Source organism: Halobacillus halophilus DSM 2266, from assembly GCF_000284515.1.
Taxonomy (GTDB): Bacteria; Bacillota; Bacilli; order Bacillales; family Halobacillaceae; genus Halobacillus; species Halobacillus halophilus.
Genome location: NC_017668.1, coordinates 2,062,763 through 2,084,288, shown reverse-complemented (window position 1 = coordinate 2,084,288; position 21,526 = coordinate 2,062,763). Strand labels below are relative to the sequence as shown.

Sequence of the window (21,526 nt, the reverse complement as noted above, 5' to 3'; positions counted from 1 at the left end):
AAAAGTTTACAGCCATTGATTAGCAACTATTCGCTCTGCAATTTGAACTGAATTCCATGCGGCCCCTTTTAAGAGGTTATCGGAGACTACCCATAAATGGAATCCACGGTCTTCATCCAAATCTTTACGAATGCGTCCAACAAATACATCCTTTTTTTCAGCAGAACTTAATGGAGTTGGATAGGTTTGAGTAGCAGGATCATCCTGCAGCACAATACCTGGAGCCTCTGCTAATAGACGCTGGATTTCTTCCACTGATACACCGTCTTGTTCAATCTCAATATACACACTTTCTGCATGAGATGTAAAAATCGGTAAACGAACACATGTGGCTGCAACAGATAACTTTGGCATATGCATGATTTTCTTAGTTTCATTAATCATTTTCATTTCTTCAAATGTGTATCCATTATCTTGAAAAACATCAATTTGTGGCAGGGCGTTAAAGGCAATCGGGTAATGCTTTTCATCTCCTTTAGCAGGTAAAATATTAGCTTCAAGCTCTTCCCCGTTCAGGAACGCCTGAGATTGTTCTCTCAGTTCATCATTAGCTTCATTTCCAGCACCTGAAACGGCCTGATAGGTGGAAACGATCACTCGATTAATCCCCAATGATTTCCTGATAGGTTCCAGGGCAGCGACCATTTGAATCGTGGAACAGTTCGGGTTGGCTATAATGCCTTTATGGTTTTTAATGTCTGCTTCATTCACCTCAGGAACCACAAGAGGTACATCTTCTGCCATACGATATGCACTCGTATTATCGATGACCACAGCACCTTTTTTTACGGCTTCCGGCGCTAATTTTTTTGAGACGGATCCACCAGCTGAGAATAGTGCAATGTCTATATCTGCGAAACTTTCAGGAGTCGCTTCTTCTACCACGTACTCATTTCCTTTAAATGTTGTCTTGAGTCCAGCAGAACGACTTGAGGATAAAAGTTTTAATTGATTAATTGGAAAGTCTCGATCTGCAAGTGTTTCAAGCATCTTTTGACCGACAGCTCCTGTAGCACCTACTACAGCAACGTTATATGTGTTGGATTGGCTCATCATTATTAACCCCTTTTCTTCATTTATTATTAGAATAGTTGAATTTGTCACTATTTTTGCTATTTTATCATATTACCACCGTAAGTTGGCGTGAAACAGGAAATTTACTCTTTATAACGTTCAATTAAAACCGGCTGAAGCTGTTTACCTTCGATCGCTTTCTCAATCGTCTTCGGGATAAGCGTCATATCAGCTACTAAAGAGTTTGGCTTTTTATATGGATGATCCTGCCCAAGCGGGACAAAATATATATTCTTCGTGGCCATCAACCGCATCACATTTACACCGTTCAATCCTAAAGCATCGTTTGTCGAAATAGCTACAACTACTGGACTTTCATTTCTAAGAGTTGCTTTTGCAGCCATTAGTACAGGCGAATCTGTTAATGCATTAGCAAATTTACTGGTGGAATTACCTGTCATAGGAGCGATTACCATACAATCCAGCGGACGTTTAGGCCCCAGTGGTTCAGCGTCTGGTATGGTCATGATTGGTTTCTCCCCTGTAATCTCTTCAATCGTTTTCAAGTGATCGGCAGCATCCCCAAAACGAGTATCCGTTTTTTGAACGGTATACGATAAAATTGGAACTACGATCGCTCCCGAACTTACAAGCTCACGCATGATCGGAAATACTTCGTGATACGTACAATGAGAGCCAGTCAGACCGAACCCTATTGTTTTCCCTTTTAAACTATGCGTCATGATCGATCTCCTTTCTAATGTTCTTACTTAATAAACGATAGACCACATCAGCGATGATCTGCCCCGCTGTTTTGGGTGCTACAATACCAGGGAGACCGGGTGCAAGAATAGCCTTAATTCCTCTTTTATCTGCATAGGAGAAGTCGGTTCCCCCTGGTTTGGAAGCAAGGTCAAGGATTAAGGCATGGGAAGGAAGCTGCTTTATTATGGAAGCGTCAACAACAAGCTGTGGAACAGTATTTAAAAGAATATCGCATTCCAGGTCTACATCTTGAAGGTTTGTCATGTCAATCGGAGTCAAACCCATCTCATAAACCCTTGCCGCACTTTTAGAAGATCTCACACCTACAGACACCTCAGCCCCAAGGTGATCAAACGTTCTGGCTAGCCCCATTCCCACGCGTCCTAATCCAAGAACGATAACTCTCGATCCATGAATGGTGAAATCAGTATGCTGAATCACAAGCATGATTGTACCTTCCACAGTGGGAATGGAGTTAAATATAGCGACATCGTCACGATCCATCAATGGAATTAGTGATCGATTCACACGTTTGGTTAAATCATTTAAATAGTTATTTGAAATCCCTGTAAAAATCAAACAATGTTCAGGGGTCTTCTTCAGCCAATCTTCCGATATTGATATAAGACGGTTTGAAAAAATTCCGTCCACATTCCCTTCTTCATCCATCCCAGGAATGGGGAGGATAATAGCGTCTAATTGTTTTACCTGCTCACTTTCAAAGTCAAGGTCGATGGCCTCAGTAAAACTTTCATTCAACTGATTGAAGCCGGCTATATAAACAGTTGCATCCCAACCATTCAGCCTTCGAATGATTTCGATCTGTCGGGCATCGCCCCCTATAACCGCTACATGAAATCCTGTCAGCATGCCGGATGTCTCCTTTTTTCTATGATCTAATCTCCTTGTATCCTATGCCGTACCATGCAGTTAGTGAAAGCAAATCAATGGGGGCTTTTCTAAGAAGTAAAAGTCACTAAAAAAACCATCTTATGGAATCGATAAGATGGTTTTTTGCATTCAATGTAATTGTCATGCTTTCTATACCCCTGCGCGACGAAGAGGTCTAAAAACGAACTACTTCAACATGAATAACAAAACGGATTTCTGGAAAACAGAGACATCCGTGAGAATGAACATTTTAAATTTATAAAGTTATTTTTTTAATAAAATCGTATCTGCGCCAATCGTCTTGATCTGTTCCCACTCAATGATTAATTCTTTTCTAGCAGGACCGATACCTGTGATTCCGTTATTTTGAATAACAATAGATTGTATTTTCCCTGTGCTCGGATCAAATATAAGGTCAGCTCTTCCAAGCACCCCCAGTTTTTGGCCATTTTCTACATTAATTACTTCTTTTTTAGCCAATGATTTTAACCTCATCATGGTCCACCCTTTCCTTATCGTTCTTCACTTAGCAGTGTCGGAAGAGAACCGATCCGGTAATTTTCTCTTTTAATCGACTCAATAAGATCAGGCAGACTGCCTGCGGTAACTTCTGTAGGATGCATTAAAATGGTGGCTCCATTATGAATGCGTCCCATCACTCGGTTCACCAGAACATCTGGAGTCGGTTTTTTCCAGTCAATAGTATCCACAGTCCACAGTACAGTTTCCATTCCCATCTCGTGAGCTGCTTCAACCGTCGCCATGTTAAAACTGCCTGACGGGGGTGCAAAGTATTTAACTTTCGTCTTTGTCAGTGCAAATAACCATTCATCAGCTTGTTCCAGATTATTTCTTGCCTCCTCTTTCGTCATCCGCCCCATATCTTTATGGTTATACCCATGAGTGCCAATTGTGTGCCCCTCTTCTTCTATCATCTGAACCAGTTCATTAAATTTTTGGGCAAATGCTCCGTCAATGAAGAAGGTAGCTTTCACCTGATGCTTATTGAAAGTTTCAATCATATCAGGAATATATTCTTCGCCCCAGGATACATTGATAAGAAATGAAACCATTGGCTTCTCCGGATGCCCCCTGTAGATAGGAGAAGGAGGTAGATCACTAAGTGAAACCTTAGGCTTAATCAGCTTAAACACGAGAAGTTTCGGATCAAACTTCCCTTTTTCCTTCATCTTTACATATGAAGCTTCCACATCCACAGAACGACCAATAATACCAGGGGTTTTCTTCCATACAGAGTCAATTCGAGCATCTTCAGCTTTCCATTCATAATTACTTTTTTTCTCTTCGATCTTCTGATAAAGAGCATCACTTCCTGAAACCGGAGCTTCAGTCCTTGCAGTCAGATAAGCCAGTCCAACTCCTGCAATAAAAAAAATAACCATAAAAAAAAGTCCAACTTTTCTTACTTTCATAAGATCCACTCCTAAAAAAAGTGTATGAAAGTAAAAAACTAGTTAGACCCTTACAACGAAAAAAAGAAACTGGCAAGCCAGCATCTTTATTTTCATTTAAATTGGAGCTACTGTTCAGTGTTAGCTTCCTGTTTTTTCTTCTCTTCTACAAGAATTGCTTTACGGGAAAGATTGATTCGTCCCTGATTGTCAATTTCTTTGACTTTCACTTTAATGATATCACCTATAGAGACAACATCCTCAACTTTACCGATACGCTCTTCCGCCATTTCAGAAATGTGCACGAGACCTTCTTTTCCTTTGAATAACTCTACAAAGGCGCCGAATTTCTCAATGCGCTTCACTTTACCATCGTAAACTTCGCCTGCTTCTACTTCGCGAACGATGTCTTCAATGATCTTCTGTGCATTAGCATTCATATCAGCGTCCGTAGAAGATATAAAGACGGTTCCATCCTGTTCGATATCGATTTTAACGCCAGTGTCTTCGATAATCTGATTAATCTGTTTTCCGCTTGGTCCAATCACATCACGGATTTTATCAGGACTGATTTTCATTGTCATAATCTTCGGAGCATACTGAGAAAGTCCGCTTCGGGTTTCTGGCAGTGTTTCAAGCATATGCCCCAGAATTTCCATACGGCCTTTTTTAGCTTGACCTAGTGCTTCTTCAAGAATTTCACGGGATAACCCTTCGATTTTAATATCCATTTGAAGAGCCGTTACACCTTTTTCAGTACCAGCTACTTTAAAGTCCATATCTCCAAGTGCATCTTCCATTCCCTGAATATCCGTCAATATCGTATAATCATCGCCTGATTTCACAAGACCCATAGCAATTCCAGCTACCGGCGCTTTAATAGGAACGCCTGCGTCCATCATGGCCAGTGTACTAGCGCAAATACTTGCTTGTGATGTAGAACCATTAGATTCCAGAACTTCTGATACCAGACGAATGGTGTAAGGAAATTCAGTTTCTGATGGAATCACTACTTCAAGTGCACGCTCACCTAAAGCACCATGTCCAATTTCACGACGTCCAGGTCCACGGATAGGCCCGGTTTCGCCTACTGAGAATTTTGGAAAGTTATAATGGTGCATGAAACGCTTGGATTCTTCTAAGTCCAGTCCATCTAAAATTTGAACATCACCTAAGGCACCTAAGGTACATACACTAAGAGCCTGGGTTTGTCCTCTTGTAAACAAACCTGATCCATGCGTCCGAGGGAGTAAACCTACACGGGAAGTCAAGGAGCGAATTTCATCTACGCCTCTTCCGTCTGGTCGAACTTTATCCTTCGTGATTAAACGGCGCACTTCGGTTTTTACGATATTTTCAAGAATGGCTCCAACTTGTTTGATCGTTTCCTCGTCTGCTTCTTGTTCTTCATAAGAAGCAATTACGTCGCTTTTAGCCTGCTCGATCGCATCTTCTCTGGCTTTTTTCTCTTCTGTTTTAATGGCAGAAACGATGGAAGCTGTTGCTTCTTCTTCAACTTTTTGTTTCAGTTCCGATTCAAGATCGAACAGCTGGACTTCCATTTTTTCACGGCCGACAGCTGCAACGATTTCTTCCTGAAACTCAACCAGTCGTTTAATCTCTTCATGGCCAAACATAATCGCTTCTAACATGTCTGCTTCCGGTACTTCCTGAGCCCCTGCTTCTACCATGTTGATCGCATCTTTCGTTCCGGCTACTGTTAAGTCAATATCACTTTTTTCTTGTTCTTCCACAGTCGGATTAATAACAAATTTGCCGTCTACTCTTCCAACAATAACCCCGGCGATAGGTCCTTCAAAAGGAATATTAGATATGCCAAGGGAAATAGATGAACCAAGCATCGCTGCCATTTCTGACGAGCAATTCTGATCGACACTCATCACCGAGCTGATGACTTGAACATCATTACGGAAACCTTCCGGAAAAAGAGGGCGAATTGGACGGTCGATCAAACGGGAAGCCAAGACAGCTTTATCACTCGGACGGCCTTCTCGCTTAATAAAACCTCCTGGGATTTTACCAACCGCGTATAAACGCTCTTCATAATTAATTGTTAACGGGAAAAATGGAAGGTCCTTCGGTTCTTTGGACCCCGTTGCTGTAGAAAGAACGGTTGTATCTCCATAATGGATAAGTGCGGCACCATTAGCTTGTTTCGCTAATTCGCCTACTTCCACAGAAAAAGTACGGCCGGCCACATCAATTGAAAACACTTGCTTTTCATCTGCCATATAAAACTTAACTCCTCTCAAGAATAACTCATTAGTACAAGTAAGGGTTTAAACTCAGTTTACACCCTTATGTATGTAAACATACAGAAAAAGCGGGAATACTCCCGCTTTTTCTACCATCATTAACGACGCAAGCCAAGACTTTTAATTAAATCACGGTAACGTGTAATGTCATTATTACGCAGGTAGTTCAATAGGTTACGACGTCTACCTACCATTTTAAGCAAGCCACGACGAGAGTGGTGGTCCTGCTTGTGAGTACGTAAATGCTCATTCAATGCATTAATCTTAGCTGTAAGTACAGCAATCTGTACATCAGAAGATCCTGTGTCATTGTCATGAGTCTTGTACTCATTGATTAGTTCTTGTTTACGTTCTTGTGTGATAGCCATTATAGCTACACCTCCTGAAAAAATTTGAAATTCCCATTCCCCGAGCGGACGTCGGAGTTACGTTCCGCCAAGCGAAGGTTCCATAGTAAAGAGTACAATTTTTGAAGGCAAAATGCAAGGATAACCTTTAACCTATGCGAAAAAACTGCCGGATATCCTCTTTGGCTTTTTCCCTTTGCCTGCTTCGTTCACTCAATTGTTCAGAGAGATTTTCTTCTCTAATCAATTGATGGAAATACACGATAAACTCTGCAGGGACATCAGAAACTGGACTTTCAAGGCAGTGAAGATAAATCTTCTGGTTCATTGTTTCACTTCTTGTAAGCTCCTCGTCCTCTATGATCGCCATTCCTTTGTAATCTCTTTGATGATCCGAGATCGTTACAGCATAAATGCCGGGGTGAGGAAGGTAATAAGAGGAGCTAATAGCAAGGGAAAAACACGCACTCGACGTATCTTCCCTTCTTTCTCCTCTGACTGAGAACTTTCGCCCTAAAAGCTTCTGAACTTCAGAAACATTTCCTTCATCCAGTAAGGTACGTATTCTTGTAGAACTGACTTTATCCTCATCCTGGGCAACTTTTCTAACTACAGTGTGAGTGAATCGTCCCTTAGCATGTTCAGGGAGTGTTTCCATCGATCCCTTCCCCTTATGGCCATAACTGAAGTCATATCCTGCTACGACATGCTCGACTTTTAAACTAGCAAAATATTCATCTACAAATGATTGAGGAGATAACGCAGCAAGATCTTTATCAAAATGAACGACGAATAAATAATCTACTCCCATATTTTCAAGAATCTCCTCTTTTTCTTTAAGAGGAGTAATGTACTGGGCATGCTGTTTTTCTTTCTTTAAAACTACAGAAGGATGAGGATCAAAGGTCATTACTGCACTTTTCAAGCTTAATTGCTGGGCTTTCTTTACAGCCGTGCTGATCACTTGCTGATGCCCTTTATGGATCCCATCAAAGAAACCTACAGCTGTCACGTTAGGTTCCAATTCTATTGAGTCCGATGACGATTGCGACAGACGAAACGTTTTCAATTCACTCACCTGCTTTATTACTTATTATTAAAAGACTCGTAAGGGCTTTACATATCCAGTCTTGGTTGGATGCTGCTGATATATGGCTAACGCTTCTTCTCCACACAGAACTAAAAAGTTATCCGCATCAAGATGTTCAGGTTTATCTAATACCCTGCCATGTTGAATCAGCGGCTTCATATTTTCCGATACTTCCCATGATGGCATATGAGAAAGCCCTCTTTTTATGGGTAATAGCAGCTCGTGATGTTTATGTTCATCCACTTTACGTTGAATTTCTTCAAAGCGATAACACTCTTGTTCGGAAATATCAGCTGTTTTAGTACGTACAAGGGAAGACATATGAGAAGGATACCCAAGTGCGCGGCCCAAATCCGCACAAAGCGTTCGGATATAGGTTCCTTTTGAACATACAACCCGAATAGAAAAAGAAGCGGTTTCTTCTTCAAATACTAGATCACGACTCGTGACGTCTATTTGTTCAATTCTAACCTGACGCTTAGGTCTTTCGACTTCAATGCCTTCTCTGGCATACTCATATAACTTCTTCCCGTTTACTTTAACAGCTGAATACATAGGAGGAACCTGAATAATATCTCCCTGGAAAGAAGGTAATTCTTCTTTAATTTTTTCTAAGCTAAGTGAAGGACTTACAGGTTTTCTCTCGATTATTTCACCTTCAGCATCTTCTGTTGCTGTGGAATACCCCATCCTCACCGAAGCTTCATATACTTTGATCGTATCTGTCAAAAATGGAACGATTTTAGTAGCTTTTCCTACACATAAAGGTAATACTCCTTCTACTTCTGGATCAAGCGTTCCCGTATGACCAATTTTCTTAGTTTTTAACATCCCTCTAGCTTTACTTACACAATCATGGGAAGTAAATCCTTTAGGCTTCCATAATGGAAGAATCCCATCCATGAAACCACCTCAGAGTAAGTTTTTTATACACATAGAATCCGTGCTGCAAGAGCACGGATTCGTCAAAATTTTAGCTATCTGTGTCATTCAAATCGCGAAGAATCGTTTCAATACGATTCCCTCGTTCAATCGCCTCGTCAAACTCAAACATAATTTCCGGAGTCTTACGAAGACGAATACGCTGACCGATCTCAGAGCGTATAAACCCTTTAGCTTTGGCTAAACCAACGAGGGTATCATGTTTTTGTTTTTCATCTCCTAATACAGAGATGAAAATTTTAGCTTGCTGCAAATCGCCAGTGACTTTCACTTCTGTCACGGTAACAAAGCCCACACGCGGGTCCTTGATTTTTTTACCGATAATATCGCTCAATTCTTTTTTCATTTGTTCTCCGACACGATTAGCACGTAAATCATTCATAACTTCTTCACCTCTTCTGAACGAACGTTATAGCCATTCCAGAACGGTTTCCGTTCTTTCCAATTCTGGAAAAGAATCGATGAAGGACAGGGTCCTTTGAATGGTTTGTTCGGCTATAACCTTATCACTGGCTATCGTAACTAAACCGATACATGTGCGCTGCCAGAGATCTTGATAATCAAGTTCACTTACAGCTACATTGAATTCGTTTTGAATCCTTGTTTTCACACGCTTGAGGACCGACCTTTTTTCCTTCAGCGACTGAGCATCATAAATGATGCACTCGATCTCAGCACTCAAAATCATGTGCGTTCGATTTCCTGCATTTCATATGGCTCAATAATATCTCCGACTTTAATATCGTTAAAGTTCTTAATCGTAATTCCACACTCGTATCCTTGCTGGACTTCCTTCGTATCATCTTTGTAACGTTTAAGAGCATCGATTTCCCCTTCGAATATAACGACTCCATCGCGGATAATACGTACTCCGGAGTTACGGGATATCTTTCCATCGGTTACATAAGAACCGGCTATTGTGCCCACCTTGGAAACTTTGAAGATTTCACGAACTTCAACTTGACCTATGATCTTTTCTTCATATTCAGGATCAAGCATTCCTTTCATGGCTGCTTCAATCTCTTCCATTACTTTATAAATAATGTTGTGAAGACGAATCTGTACATCTTCGGATTCAGCAGCTTTTCGGGCATTTCCATCTGGACGAACATTAAATCCGATAATGATACCATTAGAAGCAGCGGCCAGAGCAACGTCCGATTCTGTTATAGCGCCCACCCCAGTATGGATGATTTTAACTTTAACGCCTTCAACATCAATTTTCTCAAGAGAACCTGCAAGAGCTTCTACGGAACCTTGAACATCACCTTTAACAATCAGGTTAATATCTTTAATATCTCCTTGTTTGATTTGTTCAAACAAATCGTCCAGGCTGACTTTAGCAGTAGAGCTCCGATTTTGTTCAAGAGCCTTCTGAGCGCGTGCTTCGCCGATGGAGCGTGCTTTCTTCTCATCTTCAAATACGAGGAAGCGGTCGCCTGCTTGAGGTACATTATTTAAGCCAGTTATTTCTACAGGAGTTGACGGGCCTGCCACTTTCACACGGCGTCCGATATCATTAACCATGGCACGTACACGTCCGAACGTATTTCCTACAACTACGGAGTCACTTACATTAAGCGTTCCATTTTGTACGAGAAGGGTTGCAACAGGGCCACGACCTTTGTCTAGTTCTGCTTCAATAACCGTTCCATACGCAAGACGGTCAGGATTGGCTTTCAACTCTTCCATTTCAGAAACGAGGACAATCATTTCAACTAACTCGTCGATTCCTTCTCCTTGAACAGCTGACATTTTCACAAAAATGGTTTCTCCGCCATAGTCTTCAGCAATTAATCCATATTCCATTAATTCCTGCATGACGCGGTCAGGGTTTGCCCCTTCTTTATCCATCTTGTTAACGGCAACGATAATAGGAACTCCAGCCGCTTTTGCATGGCTGATGGCTTCCTTCGTCTGTGGCATTACACCGTCATCCGCTGCTACTACTAATATCGCGATATCCGTAACCTGTGCACCGCGGGAACGCATGCTGGTAAAGGCAGCGTGACCTGGTGTATCAAGGAAAGTAATTTGTTTCTCATCGTGTTCGATTTGATAAGCACCGATATGCTGTGTAATTCCGCCAGCTTCTCCTTCAGTTACTTTCGTATGACGAATTTGATCGAGCAATGTAGTTTTACCATGGTCTACGTGACCCATAATGGTTACGACAGCCGGACGTTCTTTCAGGTCTTCAGGGTTGTCGTCAAATGTCATGTTTTCAATATCCGTTTCGTCAACGATCACTTCTTCTTCGACTTCCACATTAAATTCATCACAGATCAATTCAATGGAATCAGGCTCAAGCTCCTGATTTTTAGTAGCCATTACACCGAGAAACATTAATTTTTTGATAATTTCAGAAGAATCCTTGTTTAGCTTTTCAGCCAGCTCTCCTACGGTTAAGCTCTCAGAAAATGTAATTTTTTCTGGTGTTTGTTTCTTCTGCTTTTTCTGCGGAGTCTGCTGCTGGTTGGAAGACTTTTGATTTTTCTGGTTTTTATTCTTATTGTTTTTCTGGTTTTTCTGATTTGGTTTTTGCTGCTTATTGGATGGTTTATTATTCTTCTGGCCATCCGTGTTCTTGGCTTCAGTATTTGGCTTGTTCTTGCCAAAAGCCTGGTCCAATTGTTTAGCCACATCATCCTCTACAGTTGACATGTGGTTGGAAACTTCAACATTCATCTTTTTCAATTGCTCAATTACTTGTTTGCTTGCTAATTCATTTTTCTTGGCATATTCATATACGCGCATTTTAGTCATATATATCTTCACCCCCGAATAGATTCATCGAGTAGCGATTGCAACTTTTTCGCAAATCCTTGGTCAAGAACTGCGATCGCGACTCTCCCTGCCTTTCCGATGGCTTGTGATAGTGTTTCCCGATCATCAACCATATAGCAAGGTATATCATAAAAGCTGCATTTATCTGTCAGCTTTTTTTTTGTTTGTTTTCCTGTGTCAGAAGCGATAAGAACGATTTTTGCTCTGTTTTTCTGGATATCCCGAACGATCGCTTCTTCTCCAAGTGTACACTTTCCGGCTCCGAAAGCTAAACCTAATAAATTCAAATAACGTTTGTTCATTTTTCGTCTGCCTTAATTGTTGCTTTTAGTTCTTCATAAACGGCTGTGTCTACGGATGTATTCAAATGGCGATTTAACACCTGGTGTTTTTCTGCTTTTTCTATAACCTCAAGGTCTCTTGAGAGGTAAGCTCCTCGTCCGTTTTTTTTACCGGATTCATCTACGAAGACTTCTCCTTCTTTATTTCGGACGACCCTGATCAACTGTTTCTTTGGGTACATTTCCTGAGTAACTATACACTTTCTGAGTGGTTGTTTTTTAGAACGGGCCATAAGTACCCCTCCTTACTCATCAAACAATTCATCTTCTATTTCTTCGTCAACATCAGTTTGTTCACTTTCATCAAGCAGACCCTGATCACGTGCTTCACTTTCACTCTTAATGTCAATCTTCCAGCCAGTTAACTTCGCTGCCAGGCGTGCATTCTGCCCGCGTTTACCTATTGCAAGTGATAGTTGATAATCAGGAACGATAACCGTTGTAGCTTTTTCTTCTTCATCAACAAGAACTTCCACAACTTTGGAAGGACTCAGGGCGTTAGAAACATATTCAATCGGATCTTCCGACCACTGGACAATGTCAATTTTCTCACCCTTTAATTCATTAACGATAGCCTGTACACGCTGTCCTCGCTGACCCACACAAGAACCGACGGGATCAATTTCCTGGTCTTCAGCGTAAACAGAGATTTTTGAGCGGTCCCCAGCTTCACGTGCCACAGATCGAACTTCTACGGTGCCATCATAAATTTCAGGAACTTCCATTTCAAATAATCGCTTCAAAAGTCCAGGATGTGTGCGGGAGACATAGATGTGAGGGCCCTTGTTACTATTTTCCACCTTCGTAACAAATACTTTTAAACGATCATGAACGTCATAAGTTTCCGTTGGCATTTGTTCCCCTTCAGGCAGTCTAGCTTCAATTTTTCCAAGGTTAACGTACACGAAACGCGGATCTTTCCGCTGAATAATGCCTGTCATGACATCTTCCTCACGATCCACATACTCACCGTATATAATGCCGCGCTCAGCTTCGCGGACACGCTGAGTTACTACTTGTTTCGCTGCCTGAGCTGCAATACGCCCGAAGTCCATTGGTGTAACTTCGACTTCAATGACATCTTCTTCTTCATAGTTAGGATCAATTTCTTTCGCGCTTTCTAAAGCAATTTCCTGCTGGGGATCCATTACTTCATCCACAATTGTTTTTCTGGCAAACACTTTCATGCTGCCTTCATCTTCATTAATATCTACCCGAACATTAGTGGCTGAATTAAAGTTCTTTTTATAGGCAGAAATTAACGCAGCTTCAAGTGCTTCCAACAACAAACCTTTGTCGATGCCTTTTTCCTTTTCTAGATAATTCATGGCATCAAATAGTTCACTACTCAACAGTTTTCTCCCCCTTAGTTAAACGTGACAGCCAGATTCGACTTAGCAATTTTACTGAATGGTACTTCCAGCTGCTTCTTTTTTGTTTTTATTCGAATTTCTACTATTGCTGTTTCATTCTCAAAAGAAACGAGCGTTCCTTCGAACTCTTTTTCTTGATCAATGGGTTCGTATAATTTCATATATACATGTTCGCCTACATACTTTTTAAAATCTTCTTGAGTTTTTAAAGGTCTCTCAGCTCCGGGTGAGGCTACTTCTAAAAAGTATGGAAACTCAATAGGGTCTTCTTCATCAAGTTTTTCACTCAGTTTTTCAGAAACTTGACCACACTCTTCAATATCTACGCCTTCAGGTTTATCGATAAAGACACGAAGGTACCAGTTCTTCCCTTCCTGTTTATACTCGACCTCTACCAACTCCAGGTTCATATCTTCCAAAATTGGCTGCACGAGCTTTTCTGTAACGGATGTTACATGATGATGACTCATGATCTTCCCTCCTTTAAAAACACTTTCATACATTTTAATTTAGTATGGCATTCAATCATTGATTTCATTTCAATTCTGCATAAGCGGTGAAGACTAAAGAAGGTCCACGAGAAACCGCTATGAATTAAATCATAGCGGTCGAGTCAAACGGGCTTGAAGCCTCTAATGGTTCCGGTTTCTTGACAGTCATCAGCGTTAAATATGACGAAAGAGTGGGTTGCCCCACTCTTCTGGTCGTTCATATCGCTCTTCTCACCATAAAAAAATATACCATAGATGCTTAAAATATGCAATAGAGGAAGAATGACACCACTCTTAAGAGGTGTACACATTTCCTTTGCTTTCACTTAAAAGAGGGAGAGCTGGTTCTCGTCCGGCATTCCTTCCAAACAACCGAAGTTGTCCAAATATTCAAGGACAGTTTTTGAAATTCGGCTTCTTTCTCTTAAATCCTGTTTAGATAGGAATTCTCCTTCTTTCCTCGCTTTAACAATATTAATAGCCGCATTCGTGCCCAATCCATCGACCGCATTAAACGGCGGAATCAATTGGTTGTCTTCCACAATAAAGTCAGTTGCACTTGATTCATACAGGTCCACATTCTTAAAGCCATATCCTCTTTCACACATTTCGAGAGAAAGTTCTAACACAGTCATTAAGTTTTTTTCCTTAGGTGTTGCATCCAGCCCTTTAGCCTGAATTTCCTCTATGCGCTTTCGGATGGCTTCTGATCCTTTAACCATAGTATCTAACTCAAAGTCACTGGCTCTAACTGTAAAATAAGCCGCATAAAAATAGATAGGGTAATGAACTTTAAAGTAAGCAATACGTACAGCCATCAGTACGTAAGCAGCAGCGTGAGCTTTAGGGAACATGTACTTGATCTTTTTACAAGAATCAATGTACCAATCTGGTACTCCATGTTTCTTCATTTCTTCAATCCATTCGTCCTGCAGCCCCCGCCCCTTACGAACAAATTCCATAATCTTAAAAGCCAGAGAAGGCTCAAGACCTTTATGCATGAGATATACCATAATGTCATCACGGCAGCCGATAACTTCAGGAAGCGTACAAATCCCATCATTGATCAGCTGTTCAGCGTTTCCAAGCCAAACGTCCGTACCATGAGACAGACCAGATATAATGACTAGTTCAGCAAACGTACTAGGCTTCGTATCCTCAAGCATCTGACGCACAAATCTTGTTCCAAATTCTGGTACACCAAGCGTCCCTGTCTTGCACATAATCTGTTCAGCATTAACCCCAAGTGCTTCCGGGCCACTGAATATTTTCATCACTTCTGGATCGTCCACAGGGATTTCCTTCTGATCAATTCCACTTAGATCCTGAAGCATACGAATAACTGTGGGATCATCGTGCCCGAGTATATCAAGCTTCAGGAGGTTATCGTGAATCGAGTGGAAATCAAAGTGTGTGGTCCGCCATTCCGACTTTGTATCATCGGCTGGAAACTGAATGGGAGAAAAATCATAAATCTCCATATCATCCGGTACGACGATAATTCCTCCAGGGTGCTGACCTGTGGTACGCTTAACGCCTGTACACCCTTGCACCAAACGGTCAATTTCTGCATTTTTATACTGCAGCTGATGATCGCCCGCATACCCTTTCACATAACCATAAGCAGTTTTTTCAGCTATAGTCCCTATGGTTCCTGCACGAAACACATTATCTTCACCAAATAGATATTTCGTATAATTGTGGGCTTGAGGCTGATATTCACCTGAGAAGTTCAGATCGATATCCGGTACTTTGTCCCCTTTAAATCCTAGGAATGTTTCAAAAGGGATGTCCTGTCCATCTTTACGGAAAGCCGTACCACACTCTGGACAATCTTTCTCCGGGAGATCAAATCCACTTCCCACAGATCCATCAGTAAAAAATTCATGGAACTGACATGCTGGGCAAACGTAATGTGGCGGTAAAGGGTTTACTTCGGTAATATCTGTCATCGTTGCCACAAAGGAAGACCCTACAGAACCACGTGAACCAACGAGATATCCATCCTCCAGAGATTTGGTTACTAGCTTCTGGGAGATTAAATAGATGACAGCGAAACCATGACCAATGATACTCTCCAGCTCTTTTTCTAGTCTTTTTTCAACAAGCTCCGGAATTGGATCGCCATATAGGCTTTTCGCTTTGTTATAAGACATCTCGCGAATTTCCTGATCTGCACCTTCAATATTAGGGGTGAAGAGATCTTCTTTCACAGGAGTTACTTCCCCAATTTGAGACATGATTTTCCGGGTGTTCGTTACTACGAGCTCTTTAGCCTTGGCGTTTCCGAAAAATGACAGCTCGTCCACCATCTCATTTGTGGTTTTGAAGTGAACATCAGGCAGAGTCTGTCGATTAAGCGGGTTTCCGCTTTGTGAAGCAATCATAATTTGCCGGTACTGTTTTTCATGAGGCTCGACATAGTGGGTATTGCCTGTGGCAACCACTGTTTTTCCAAGCCGTTCTCCCATGGCAACCAGTCTTTTCAGAATGTCATAGATTTGGGCTTCGTTCTGAACCAGATCTTTCTCGAGTAAATGATAGTAATTACCAGGGGGCTGAATTTCGATATAGTCATAAAAATCAGCAACCTTTTCTGCTTCTTCCTCTGACTTTTGCATGATCGTTTCGAACACTTCACCCTTATCGCACCCAGAGCCCACAAGAATGCCCTCTCTCAGTTTACCTAAGCGTGACCTTGGTATCCTTGGCACACGATAAAAGTAATCCACATGCGCCTCTGAAACTAATTTATAAATGTTTTTAAGACCGGTACTGTTTGTAGCAAGGAGAGTGCAATGAGAAGGACGTGACCGCTGATAAGCTTTTCCTTCACCCATATAATCATTTAAGTTCTTATGATTGGTAATGCCACGCTCCATCGCTCGTTTAACGAGCTTCCACAATAAATAACCGGTAGCTTCTGCATCATAAATAGCCCTGTGGTGTTGGGTTAATTCAATATCGAACTTTTTACACAATGTATTTAATCGATGGTTCTTAAGCTCTGGTACAAGAAATCTCGCCAGTTCAAGCGTATCAATAACCGGATTTTGAGCTTTCTCATATCCAATCGCTGTGAAACCTGCATTCAGGAATCCCATGTCAAAGCTTGCATTATGGGCAACGAGAATATCGTTTTCCATCCATTGATGAAAGTCTTTTAATACCTCTTCAATCTCAGGAGCATCTTTGACCATGTCATCCGTTATTCCAGTTAAATCCACTGTGGTTTGAGACAGAGCCTGGTGAGGATTTGCAAAGGATTCGAACCGATCAATAATTTCTCCGCCCCTCACTTTAACTGCTGCAAGCTCTATGATTTTATCATAAACAGCTGATAGACCCGTTGTTTCTACGTCAAAGACGACATAAACATCAGACTCAAGATCCCGGTCCTGTTCTTCATAAGCAATCGGAACACCATCATCGACCAGATTGGCTTCAAGACCATAAATAACTTTGATGCCGTTTTTTTCACCGGCCGCATGAGCATCCGGATAAGCCTGAACAACAGCATGGTCTGTGATTGCAATTGCTTCGTGGCCCCATTCTGCTGCCTTAGCGATCAGTCTCCCCGGAGAAACCGGAGCGTCCATTTGACTCATTGTAGTATGAGAATGAAGCTCAATTCGTTTTTCTCCTTCTGGAGCTTCGTCTTTGCGCAGGATCGGTTTAATTTCGTTAATGTCATTAGCCATCATGGTGAGTTCGCTTGTGAAATTATCTGTTTGAATACTTCCCCGTGCCTTAATCCATAGACCCTGTTTTACATGCTTAAACATCTCCGCATGATCATCTCCACGTGAGAACATTTTTATGGAGAAAGAATCTGTGTAATCCGTAACTTTAAGAAGTAATAAAAACCTGCCCGACCGCAGTTCTTTTACTTCAGCTTCAAACACATATCCTTGGACAATTTTGCGGCGCTCTTCTTCCTGGATATTTTCCATAGGTTCAGGATCCTCTTGAATTTTGTACCCAATTTCAATAGGTCCCTTCGGCTTAGAATCGTCTTTTTCTTTGGCACGCTCTTCTTGATCTTTCACGGCCTGCTGGACAATTTTCTTATCCTCTTTTTGACGCTCTTCCTGGAATTTTTTAATTTGTTCCTGTTCTTCTTTCACACGTGTTGAAACCATATATGGAGGAAGTCCGGACTTTACACAAAAGCTCTGTAATGGTTCTTCCAACTTCTTTTTAACGGCATGGCTTTCTGCCAAATTCCTGCAAGTTAACATTATTTTATTTCCAGTTATCTCGGGCTGCTGTTCCAACAAGAGATCTTTATAACCCGGAGACAAATTGGTCATTGTTTTGATAAACCCGTTCCAATATTCAAGCGTATCGCTTTCTTCCATTTCTTTATTATCTGTTTCAATGGTCCATTTTACTTCAGCAATAGCTCTGAAAGTGGATTGGAGTTTCGTCGTAAATAATTCATAAACTGCCGGCGGCAATGGCTGCGGCATTTTAAAATGAAAATGCCATTCTTTCGTTTCCCGGTAAACGGTAAGCTTTTCCATCGTACTATCTCTAAAATGAGGTTCAATCAGTTCGTGTGGAAACTGGATCTGTTCCAGTAAATAATGCATTTTATCCTGATTGGTCACACCCAATGTGATTCCTCCCCTATTATCCCCTGTGCAAGGTCTTTACATGAATATACCCCTGCTTCACCTTTAAGCAAGGGTATATAAAAAAAACTGTTTATGAAGTCAGGATTTATACCAGTTGGTTACGTAGTTCAAGACTTCTTCTTGTTCCAAATCATATTGATTACTGGACATTCGTTCTTTTACTTCTACAACACCTTCAGAAGCACGCTTTCCTACCGTAATACGCAGCGGAACTCCAAACAGGTCGCTGTCCGCAAACTTGACGCCCGCTCGCTCTTTACGATCATCATACAGAACTTCCACTCCTGCTTCAATAAGTGTGTTGTAAAGAGCATCAGCTAATTCCTTCTGATCCTCTTTTTTAGGATTTAATGATAACAAGTGTACTTGATAGGGTGCAATATTGGCAGGCCACGTGATTCCGCGTTCATCATGATATTGCTCTACAATAGCTGCGAGCGTACGGGATACACCGATCCCATACGAGCCCATAATCATGGTCGTAGCTTTCCCTTGATCGTTCAGGAAAGTAGCTTTCATTCGTTCTGAATAAAACTCTCCCAGCTTAAATACATGGCCCACTTCAATCCCGCGAGCAAACTTAATCTTGCCTTCACCATCAGGGGAAGGATCTCCTTCTTCAATAAAACGAAGGTCGGCATACTGACTGACTTGAAAGTCTTTGCCAGGAGTAACATTGGTGAAATGATAACCTTCTTCGTTGGCCCCACAGGAAACGTTAACCAGAGCTTCTACCGCAAAATCAGCCACAACTTCAACATCTTCCGATACGTCAACAGGTCCTAATGAGCCGAAGCCAGCACCTACGACCTCTCTTGCTTCCGCTTCACTTGCCAGGTCTATAAGTTCAGCATCATATAAATTCTTAAGTTTTACATCATTTACTTCATGATCTCCGCGGGTAATGGTCATAACAAACTTCTCATCAACTTTAAACAAAATGGACTTTAACCCTTTTTGAAGTTCATGACCTAGGAAATCTGCTACATCTCTCATTGTTTTCTGATCAGGTGTATGGACTTTTTCCATCTCTAAAGGCGTTTCATCAGATTTAGTATATGTCCGGTTCACAGGTGCCATTTCAATGTTTGCGGCGTAACGTGAGGTATCTGAATAAGCTATTACATCTTCTCCTACTTCAGACAGCACCATAAATTCATGTGTATCTTTACCACCCATAGCGCCAGAATCTGCAATAACTGCTCTAAAGTTAAGTCCGCATCGTCTAAATACATTCGAATAGGCTTCAAACATCTGCTCATACGTTTGATCCAGACTTTCATAGGATTCATTAAAAGAGTAAGCATCCTTCATGAGAAACTCGCGCCCTCTCAAAAGTCCAAATCGAGGACGAGCTTCATCACGGAATTTTGTTTGAATCTGGTAAACACTCAATGGTAGTTGTTTATAGCTTTTTACTTCATTTCGAACCATGCTGGTGATTACTTCTTCATGAGTTGCTCCTAGTGCAAACTCGCGACCATGGCGATCATTTATTCTCATAAGTTCAGATCCAAAAGTTGTCCAGCGCCCTGTTTCTTTCCAGAGCTCTGATGGTTCAAGAGCAGGCATCAGCATTTCATGAGCACCAATCTTCTCCATCTCTTCTCTTACAATAGCCTCCACTTTAGAGAGGACACGTCGTCCAATTGGTAAGAAACTGTAGATTCCTGAAGCAAGCTGACGTATGTAACCAGCACGAACGAGGAGCTGGTGGCTCATAATTTCGGCATCTGCAGGATTTTCTTTCAATGTAGGGATCAGCATTTGGCTTTGTTTCATTAGATGCACCTCAGTTCTGTGAATTAATAATATTACTTTATAGGTTTATTTACTTAAAAAGCAAGCCGGAAGCCGAAGAGAGCTGTTGTCTCCACCGGCTTCCAGCTCTTTATTTTACAAGAATAGTCGTTGGATATCATTCCATGTAACAAGCAGCATTAACAACATTAATAAAGCAAATCCGATAAAGTGCACAATACCCTCTTTCTGAGGATCAATCGGTTTTCCGCGCACCCCTTCTAAACCGACGAACAGTAAGCGCCCGCCATCAAGGGCTGGAAGTGGAAGTAAATTTACAATACCTAGATTAATGCTTAGAATCGCTGTCCACATGATAAAGTTTGTTAATCCCGTTTTTACTACCTGATCTGTGGCATCATATATGCCTACAGGGCCGGATAACATGTCGAGGGAAAATTGGCCGGTCACCAGTTTACCAAGGTTCGTTAAAATTAAAGTAGACCATTCATAGGTTTGAGTGAAGCCGAAGGTAATCTTTTTAAAGAAAGAATCTTCAAAAGTTTGGGCTACTCCTACCTGGCCAATCTTCATATCCTGATTCTCCAAGGTTGCTGGAGTAACAGCAATTTGCTCAGTCTGACCCTCTCTTTCAACAGTTATCACAATTTCCTCAGACGGGTGACTGCGTACAATAGTGGTGAATTCTTCCCAGCTGCTCACGGATTCTCCATCAATGGCGATCACTTCATCACCTTTTTGCAGCCCTGAAGATTCTGCGGGAGAACCTTCTTGAATTTCACCAAGTACCGCTTGATTGGACGGGACACCTTGAATAAAGCCAAGAATCAGGAAAAGAACAATAGCCAGTACAAAGTTCATAAGAGGTCCAGCGAAAAGCTGCATCGCTCTTTGCGGGACGGATTTAGAAGCAAATTGACGATCGTAAGGGGCGATTTGGGTTTCTTTTTCGTCCATGACGAACATAGCTTTCGGGTCTACTTCAAATGCCAATCTCTCATCCTCATCAATTTCGTAACCTTCAATCATTAAACGATGATCAAGGTCCGCTCTTTCTACCTCAATGACCCGCGCATGGGGATGTTTGGATTTGTTATTCACAATAATCCGTTTTACTTTTCCTAGATCATTGAACTCAAGACCTACATGATGCCCTGCCTTTAATTCAACTAGTTCAGGATCCTCGCCAGCTACACGTACATACCCGCCAATAGGCAGAAGACGAATCGTGTACAACGTCTCATTTTTTGTGAAAGCAAATATTTTTGGCCCAAAGCCAATTGCAAATTCACGTGCAAGCATGCCAGCTCGCTTAGCAAAAATCAGATGCCCCCACTCATGCACAAACACCAGTAGTCCGAACATGAGTACAAATGCAATCACTGTAGTCAAATGA

Annotated in this window: 19 protein-coding genes; all 19 read right to left on the bottom strand. The window is 41.5% G+C overall.

All coding sequences use genetic code 11. The annotated features are described in order from the left end of the window. Positions 1–6: 6 nt before the first annotated feature. Positions 7–1,053, bottom strand: coding sequence for an aspartate-semialdehyde dehydrogenase (gene asd / locus HBHAL_RS10230; protein WP_041601321.1), 1,047 nt, complete (start codon positions 1,051–1,053; stop codon positions 7–9). A gap of 104 nt (positions 1,054–1,157) precedes the next feature. Beyond that, entirely contained in the window at positions 1,158–1,757 is a 600-nt protein-coding gene (locus HBHAL_RS10225) for a dipicolinate synthase subunit B (protein ID WP_014643327.1), read from the bottom strand. Continuing rightward, positions 1,747–2,649 carry a dipicolinic acid synthetase subunit A gene (dpaA, locus tag HBHAL_RS10220; protein WP_014643326.1) on the bottom strand — a complete coding sequence of 301 codons (903 nt, stop codon included), beginning with the start codon at positions 2,647–2,649 and terminating at the stop codon, positions 1,747–1,749. The genes HBHAL_RS10225 and dpaA overlap by 11 nt, the downstream gene beginning before the upstream one ends. A gap of 285 nt (positions 2,650–2,934) precedes the next feature. After that, positions 2,935–3,168: a YlmC/YmxH family sporulation protein gene (locus tag HBHAL_RS10215; protein WP_014643325.1), complete on the bottom strand. Its 234-nt coding sequence runs from the start codon at positions 3,166–3,168 to the stop codon at positions 2,935–2,937. Positions 3,169–3,182: 14 nt separating this feature from the next. After that, complete coding sequence (locus HBHAL_RS10210) at positions 3,183–4,103, bottom strand: polysaccharide deacetylase family protein (RefSeq protein ID WP_014643324.1); 921 nt, start codon at positions 4,101–4,103, stop codon at positions 3,183–3,185. Positions 4,104–4,210: 107 nt separating this feature from the next. Beyond that, positions 4,211–6,334, bottom strand: a complete 2,124-nt coding sequence (gene pnp / locus HBHAL_RS10205) for a polyribonucleotide nucleotidyltransferase (RefSeq protein ID WP_014643323.1) — start codon at positions 6,332–6,334, stop codon at positions 4,211–4,213. Positions 6,335–6,456: 122 nt separating this feature from the next. Further along, positions 6,457–6,726 carry a 30S ribosomal protein S15 gene (gene rpsO / locus HBHAL_RS10200; protein ID WP_014643322.1) on the bottom strand — a complete coding sequence of 90 codons (270 nt, stop codon included), beginning with the start codon at positions 6,724–6,726 and terminating at the stop codon, positions 6,457–6,459. 127 nt (positions 6,727–6,853) lie between these two features. Continuing rightward, entirely contained in the window at positions 6,854–7,774 is a 921-nt protein-coding gene (locus tag HBHAL_RS10195) for an FAD synthetase family protein (RefSeq protein WP_014643321.1), read from the bottom strand. Between the two features lie 27 nt (positions 7,775–7,801). Then, a complete protein-coding gene (gene truB, locus HBHAL_RS10190; protein WP_014643320.1) occupies positions 7,802–8,698 on the bottom strand; it encodes a tRNA pseudouridine(55) synthase TruB in 897 nt (298 codons plus the stop codon). Positions 8,699–8,768: 70 nt separating this feature from the next. Next, on the bottom strand, positions 8,769–9,119 hold the full coding sequence (gene rbfA, locus HBHAL_RS10185) for a 30S ribosome-binding factor RbfA (protein WP_014643319.1): 351 nt from the start codon (positions 9,117–9,119) through the stop codon (positions 8,769–8,771). Between the two features lie 27 nt (positions 9,120–9,146). After that, positions 9,147–9,425 carry a DUF503 domain-containing protein gene (locus HBHAL_RS10180; RefSeq protein ID WP_014643318.1) on the bottom strand — a complete coding sequence of 93 codons (279 nt, stop codon included), beginning with the start codon at positions 9,423–9,425 and terminating at the stop codon, positions 9,147–9,149. Beyond that, complete coding sequence (infB, locus tag HBHAL_RS10175; RefSeq protein WP_014643317.1) at positions 9,422–11,503, bottom strand: translation initiation factor IF-2; 2,082 nt, start codon at positions 11,501–11,503, stop codon at positions 9,422–9,424. The genes HBHAL_RS10180 and infB overlap by 4 nt, the downstream gene beginning before the upstream one ends. 8 nt (positions 11,504–11,511) lie before the next feature. After that, positions 11,512–11,826 (bottom strand): YlxQ family RNA-binding protein, encoded by a 315-nt coding sequence (locus tag HBHAL_RS10170; protein WP_014643316.1) that lies wholly within the window; start codon positions 11,824–11,826, stop codon positions 11,512–11,514. Next, positions 11,823–12,098: an RNase P modulator RnpM gene (gene rnpM / locus HBHAL_RS10165; protein WP_014643315.1), complete on the bottom strand. Its 276-nt coding sequence runs from the start codon at positions 12,096–12,098 to the stop codon at positions 11,823–11,825. Before rnpM ends, HBHAL_RS10170 begins: the two co-directional genes overlap by 4 nt. A gap of 12 nt (positions 12,099–12,110) precedes the next feature. Beyond that, positions 12,111–13,217 carry a transcription termination factor NusA gene (gene nusA, locus HBHAL_RS10160; RefSeq protein ID WP_014643314.1) on the bottom strand — a complete coding sequence of 369 codons (1,107 nt, stop codon included), beginning with the start codon at positions 13,215–13,217 and terminating at the stop codon, positions 12,111–12,113. 14 nt (positions 13,218–13,231) lie between these two features. Continuing rightward, positions 13,232–13,708 (bottom strand): ribosome maturation factor RimP, encoded by a 477-nt coding sequence (gene rimP, locus HBHAL_RS10155; protein ID WP_014643313.1) that lies wholly within the window; start codon positions 13,706–13,708, stop codon positions 13,232–13,234. A 347-nt stretch (positions 13,709–14,055) separates the two neighbouring features. Continuing rightward, the gene (locus HBHAL_RS10145) at positions 14,056–18,348 is read right to left on the bottom strand and encodes a PolC-type DNA polymerase III (RefSeq protein WP_014643312.1); all 4,293 of its coding nucleotides are present in this window, start codon (positions 18,346–18,348) and stop codon (positions 14,056–14,058) included. 99 nt (positions 18,349–18,447) lie between these two features. Continuing rightward, positions 18,448–20,151 carry a proline--tRNA ligase gene (locus tag HBHAL_RS10140; RefSeq protein ID WP_014643311.1) on the bottom strand — a complete coding sequence of 568 codons (1,704 nt, stop codon included), beginning with the start codon at positions 20,149–20,151 and terminating at the stop codon, positions 18,448–18,450. 114 nt (positions 20,152–20,265) lie between these two features. Beyond that, the gene (rseP, locus tag HBHAL_RS10135) at positions 20,266–21,522 is read right to left on the bottom strand and encodes an RIP metalloprotease RseP (protein ID WP_014643310.1); all 1,257 of its coding nucleotides are present in this window, start codon (positions 21,520–21,522) and stop codon (positions 20,266–20,268) included. Positions 21,523–21,526: the final 4 nt, after the last annotated feature.

Coding starts and splice junctions, on each gene's coding strand:
- asd (WP_041601321.1), bottom strand. CDS start 1,053: ATGAGCCAATCCAACACATATAACGTTGCTGTAGTAGGTGCTACAGGA.
- HBHAL_RS10225 (WP_014643327.1), bottom strand. CDS start 1,757: ATGACGCATAGTTTAAAAGGGAAAACAATAGGGTTCGGTCTGACTGGC.
- dpaA (WP_014643326.1), bottom strand. CDS start 2,649: ATGCTGACAGGATTTCATGTAGCGGTTATAGGGGGCGATGCCCGACAG.
- HBHAL_RS10215 (WP_014643325.1), bottom strand. CDS start 3,168: ATGATGAGGTTAAAATCATTGGCTAAAAAAGAAGTAATTAATGTAGAA.
- HBHAL_RS10210 (WP_014643324.1), bottom strand. CDS start 4,103: ATGAAAGTAAGAAAAGTTGGACTTTTTTTTATGGTTATTTTTTTTATT.
- pnp (WP_014643323.1), bottom strand. CDS start 6,334: ATGGCAGATGAAAAGCAAGTGTTTTCAATTGATGTGGCCGGCCGTACT.
- rpsO (WP_014643322.1), bottom strand. CDS start 6,726: ATGGCTATCACACAAGAACGTAAACAAGAACTAATCAATGAGTACAAG.
- truB (WP_014643320.1), bottom strand. CDS start 8,698: ATGGATGGGATTCTTCCATTATGGAAGCCTAAAGGATTTACTTCCCAT.
- rbfA (WP_014643319.1), bottom strand. CDS start 9,119: ATGAATGATTTACGTGCTAATCGTGTCGGAGAACAAATGAAAAAAGAA.
- HBHAL_RS10180 (WP_014643318.1), bottom strand. CDS start 9,425: ATGATTTTGAGTGCTGAGATCGAGTGCATCATTTATGATGCTCAGTCG.
- infB (WP_014643317.1), bottom strand. CDS start 11,503: ATGACTAAAATGCGCGTATATGAATATGCCAAGAAAAATGAATTAGCA.
- HBHAL_RS10170 (WP_014643316.1), bottom strand. CDS start 11,826: ATGAACAAACGTTATTTGAATTTATTAGGTTTAGCTTTCGGAGCCGGA.
- rnpM (WP_014643315.1), bottom strand. CDS start 12,098: ATGGCCCGTTCTAAAAAACAACCACTCAGAAAGTGTATAGTTACTCAG.
- rimP (WP_014643313.1), bottom strand. CDS start 13,708: ATGAGTCATCATCATGTAACATCCGTTACAGAAAAGCTCGTGCAGCCA.
- HBHAL_RS10140 (WP_014643311.1), bottom strand. CDS start 20,151: ATGAAACAAAGCCAAATGCTGATCCCTACATTGAAAGAAAATCCTGCA.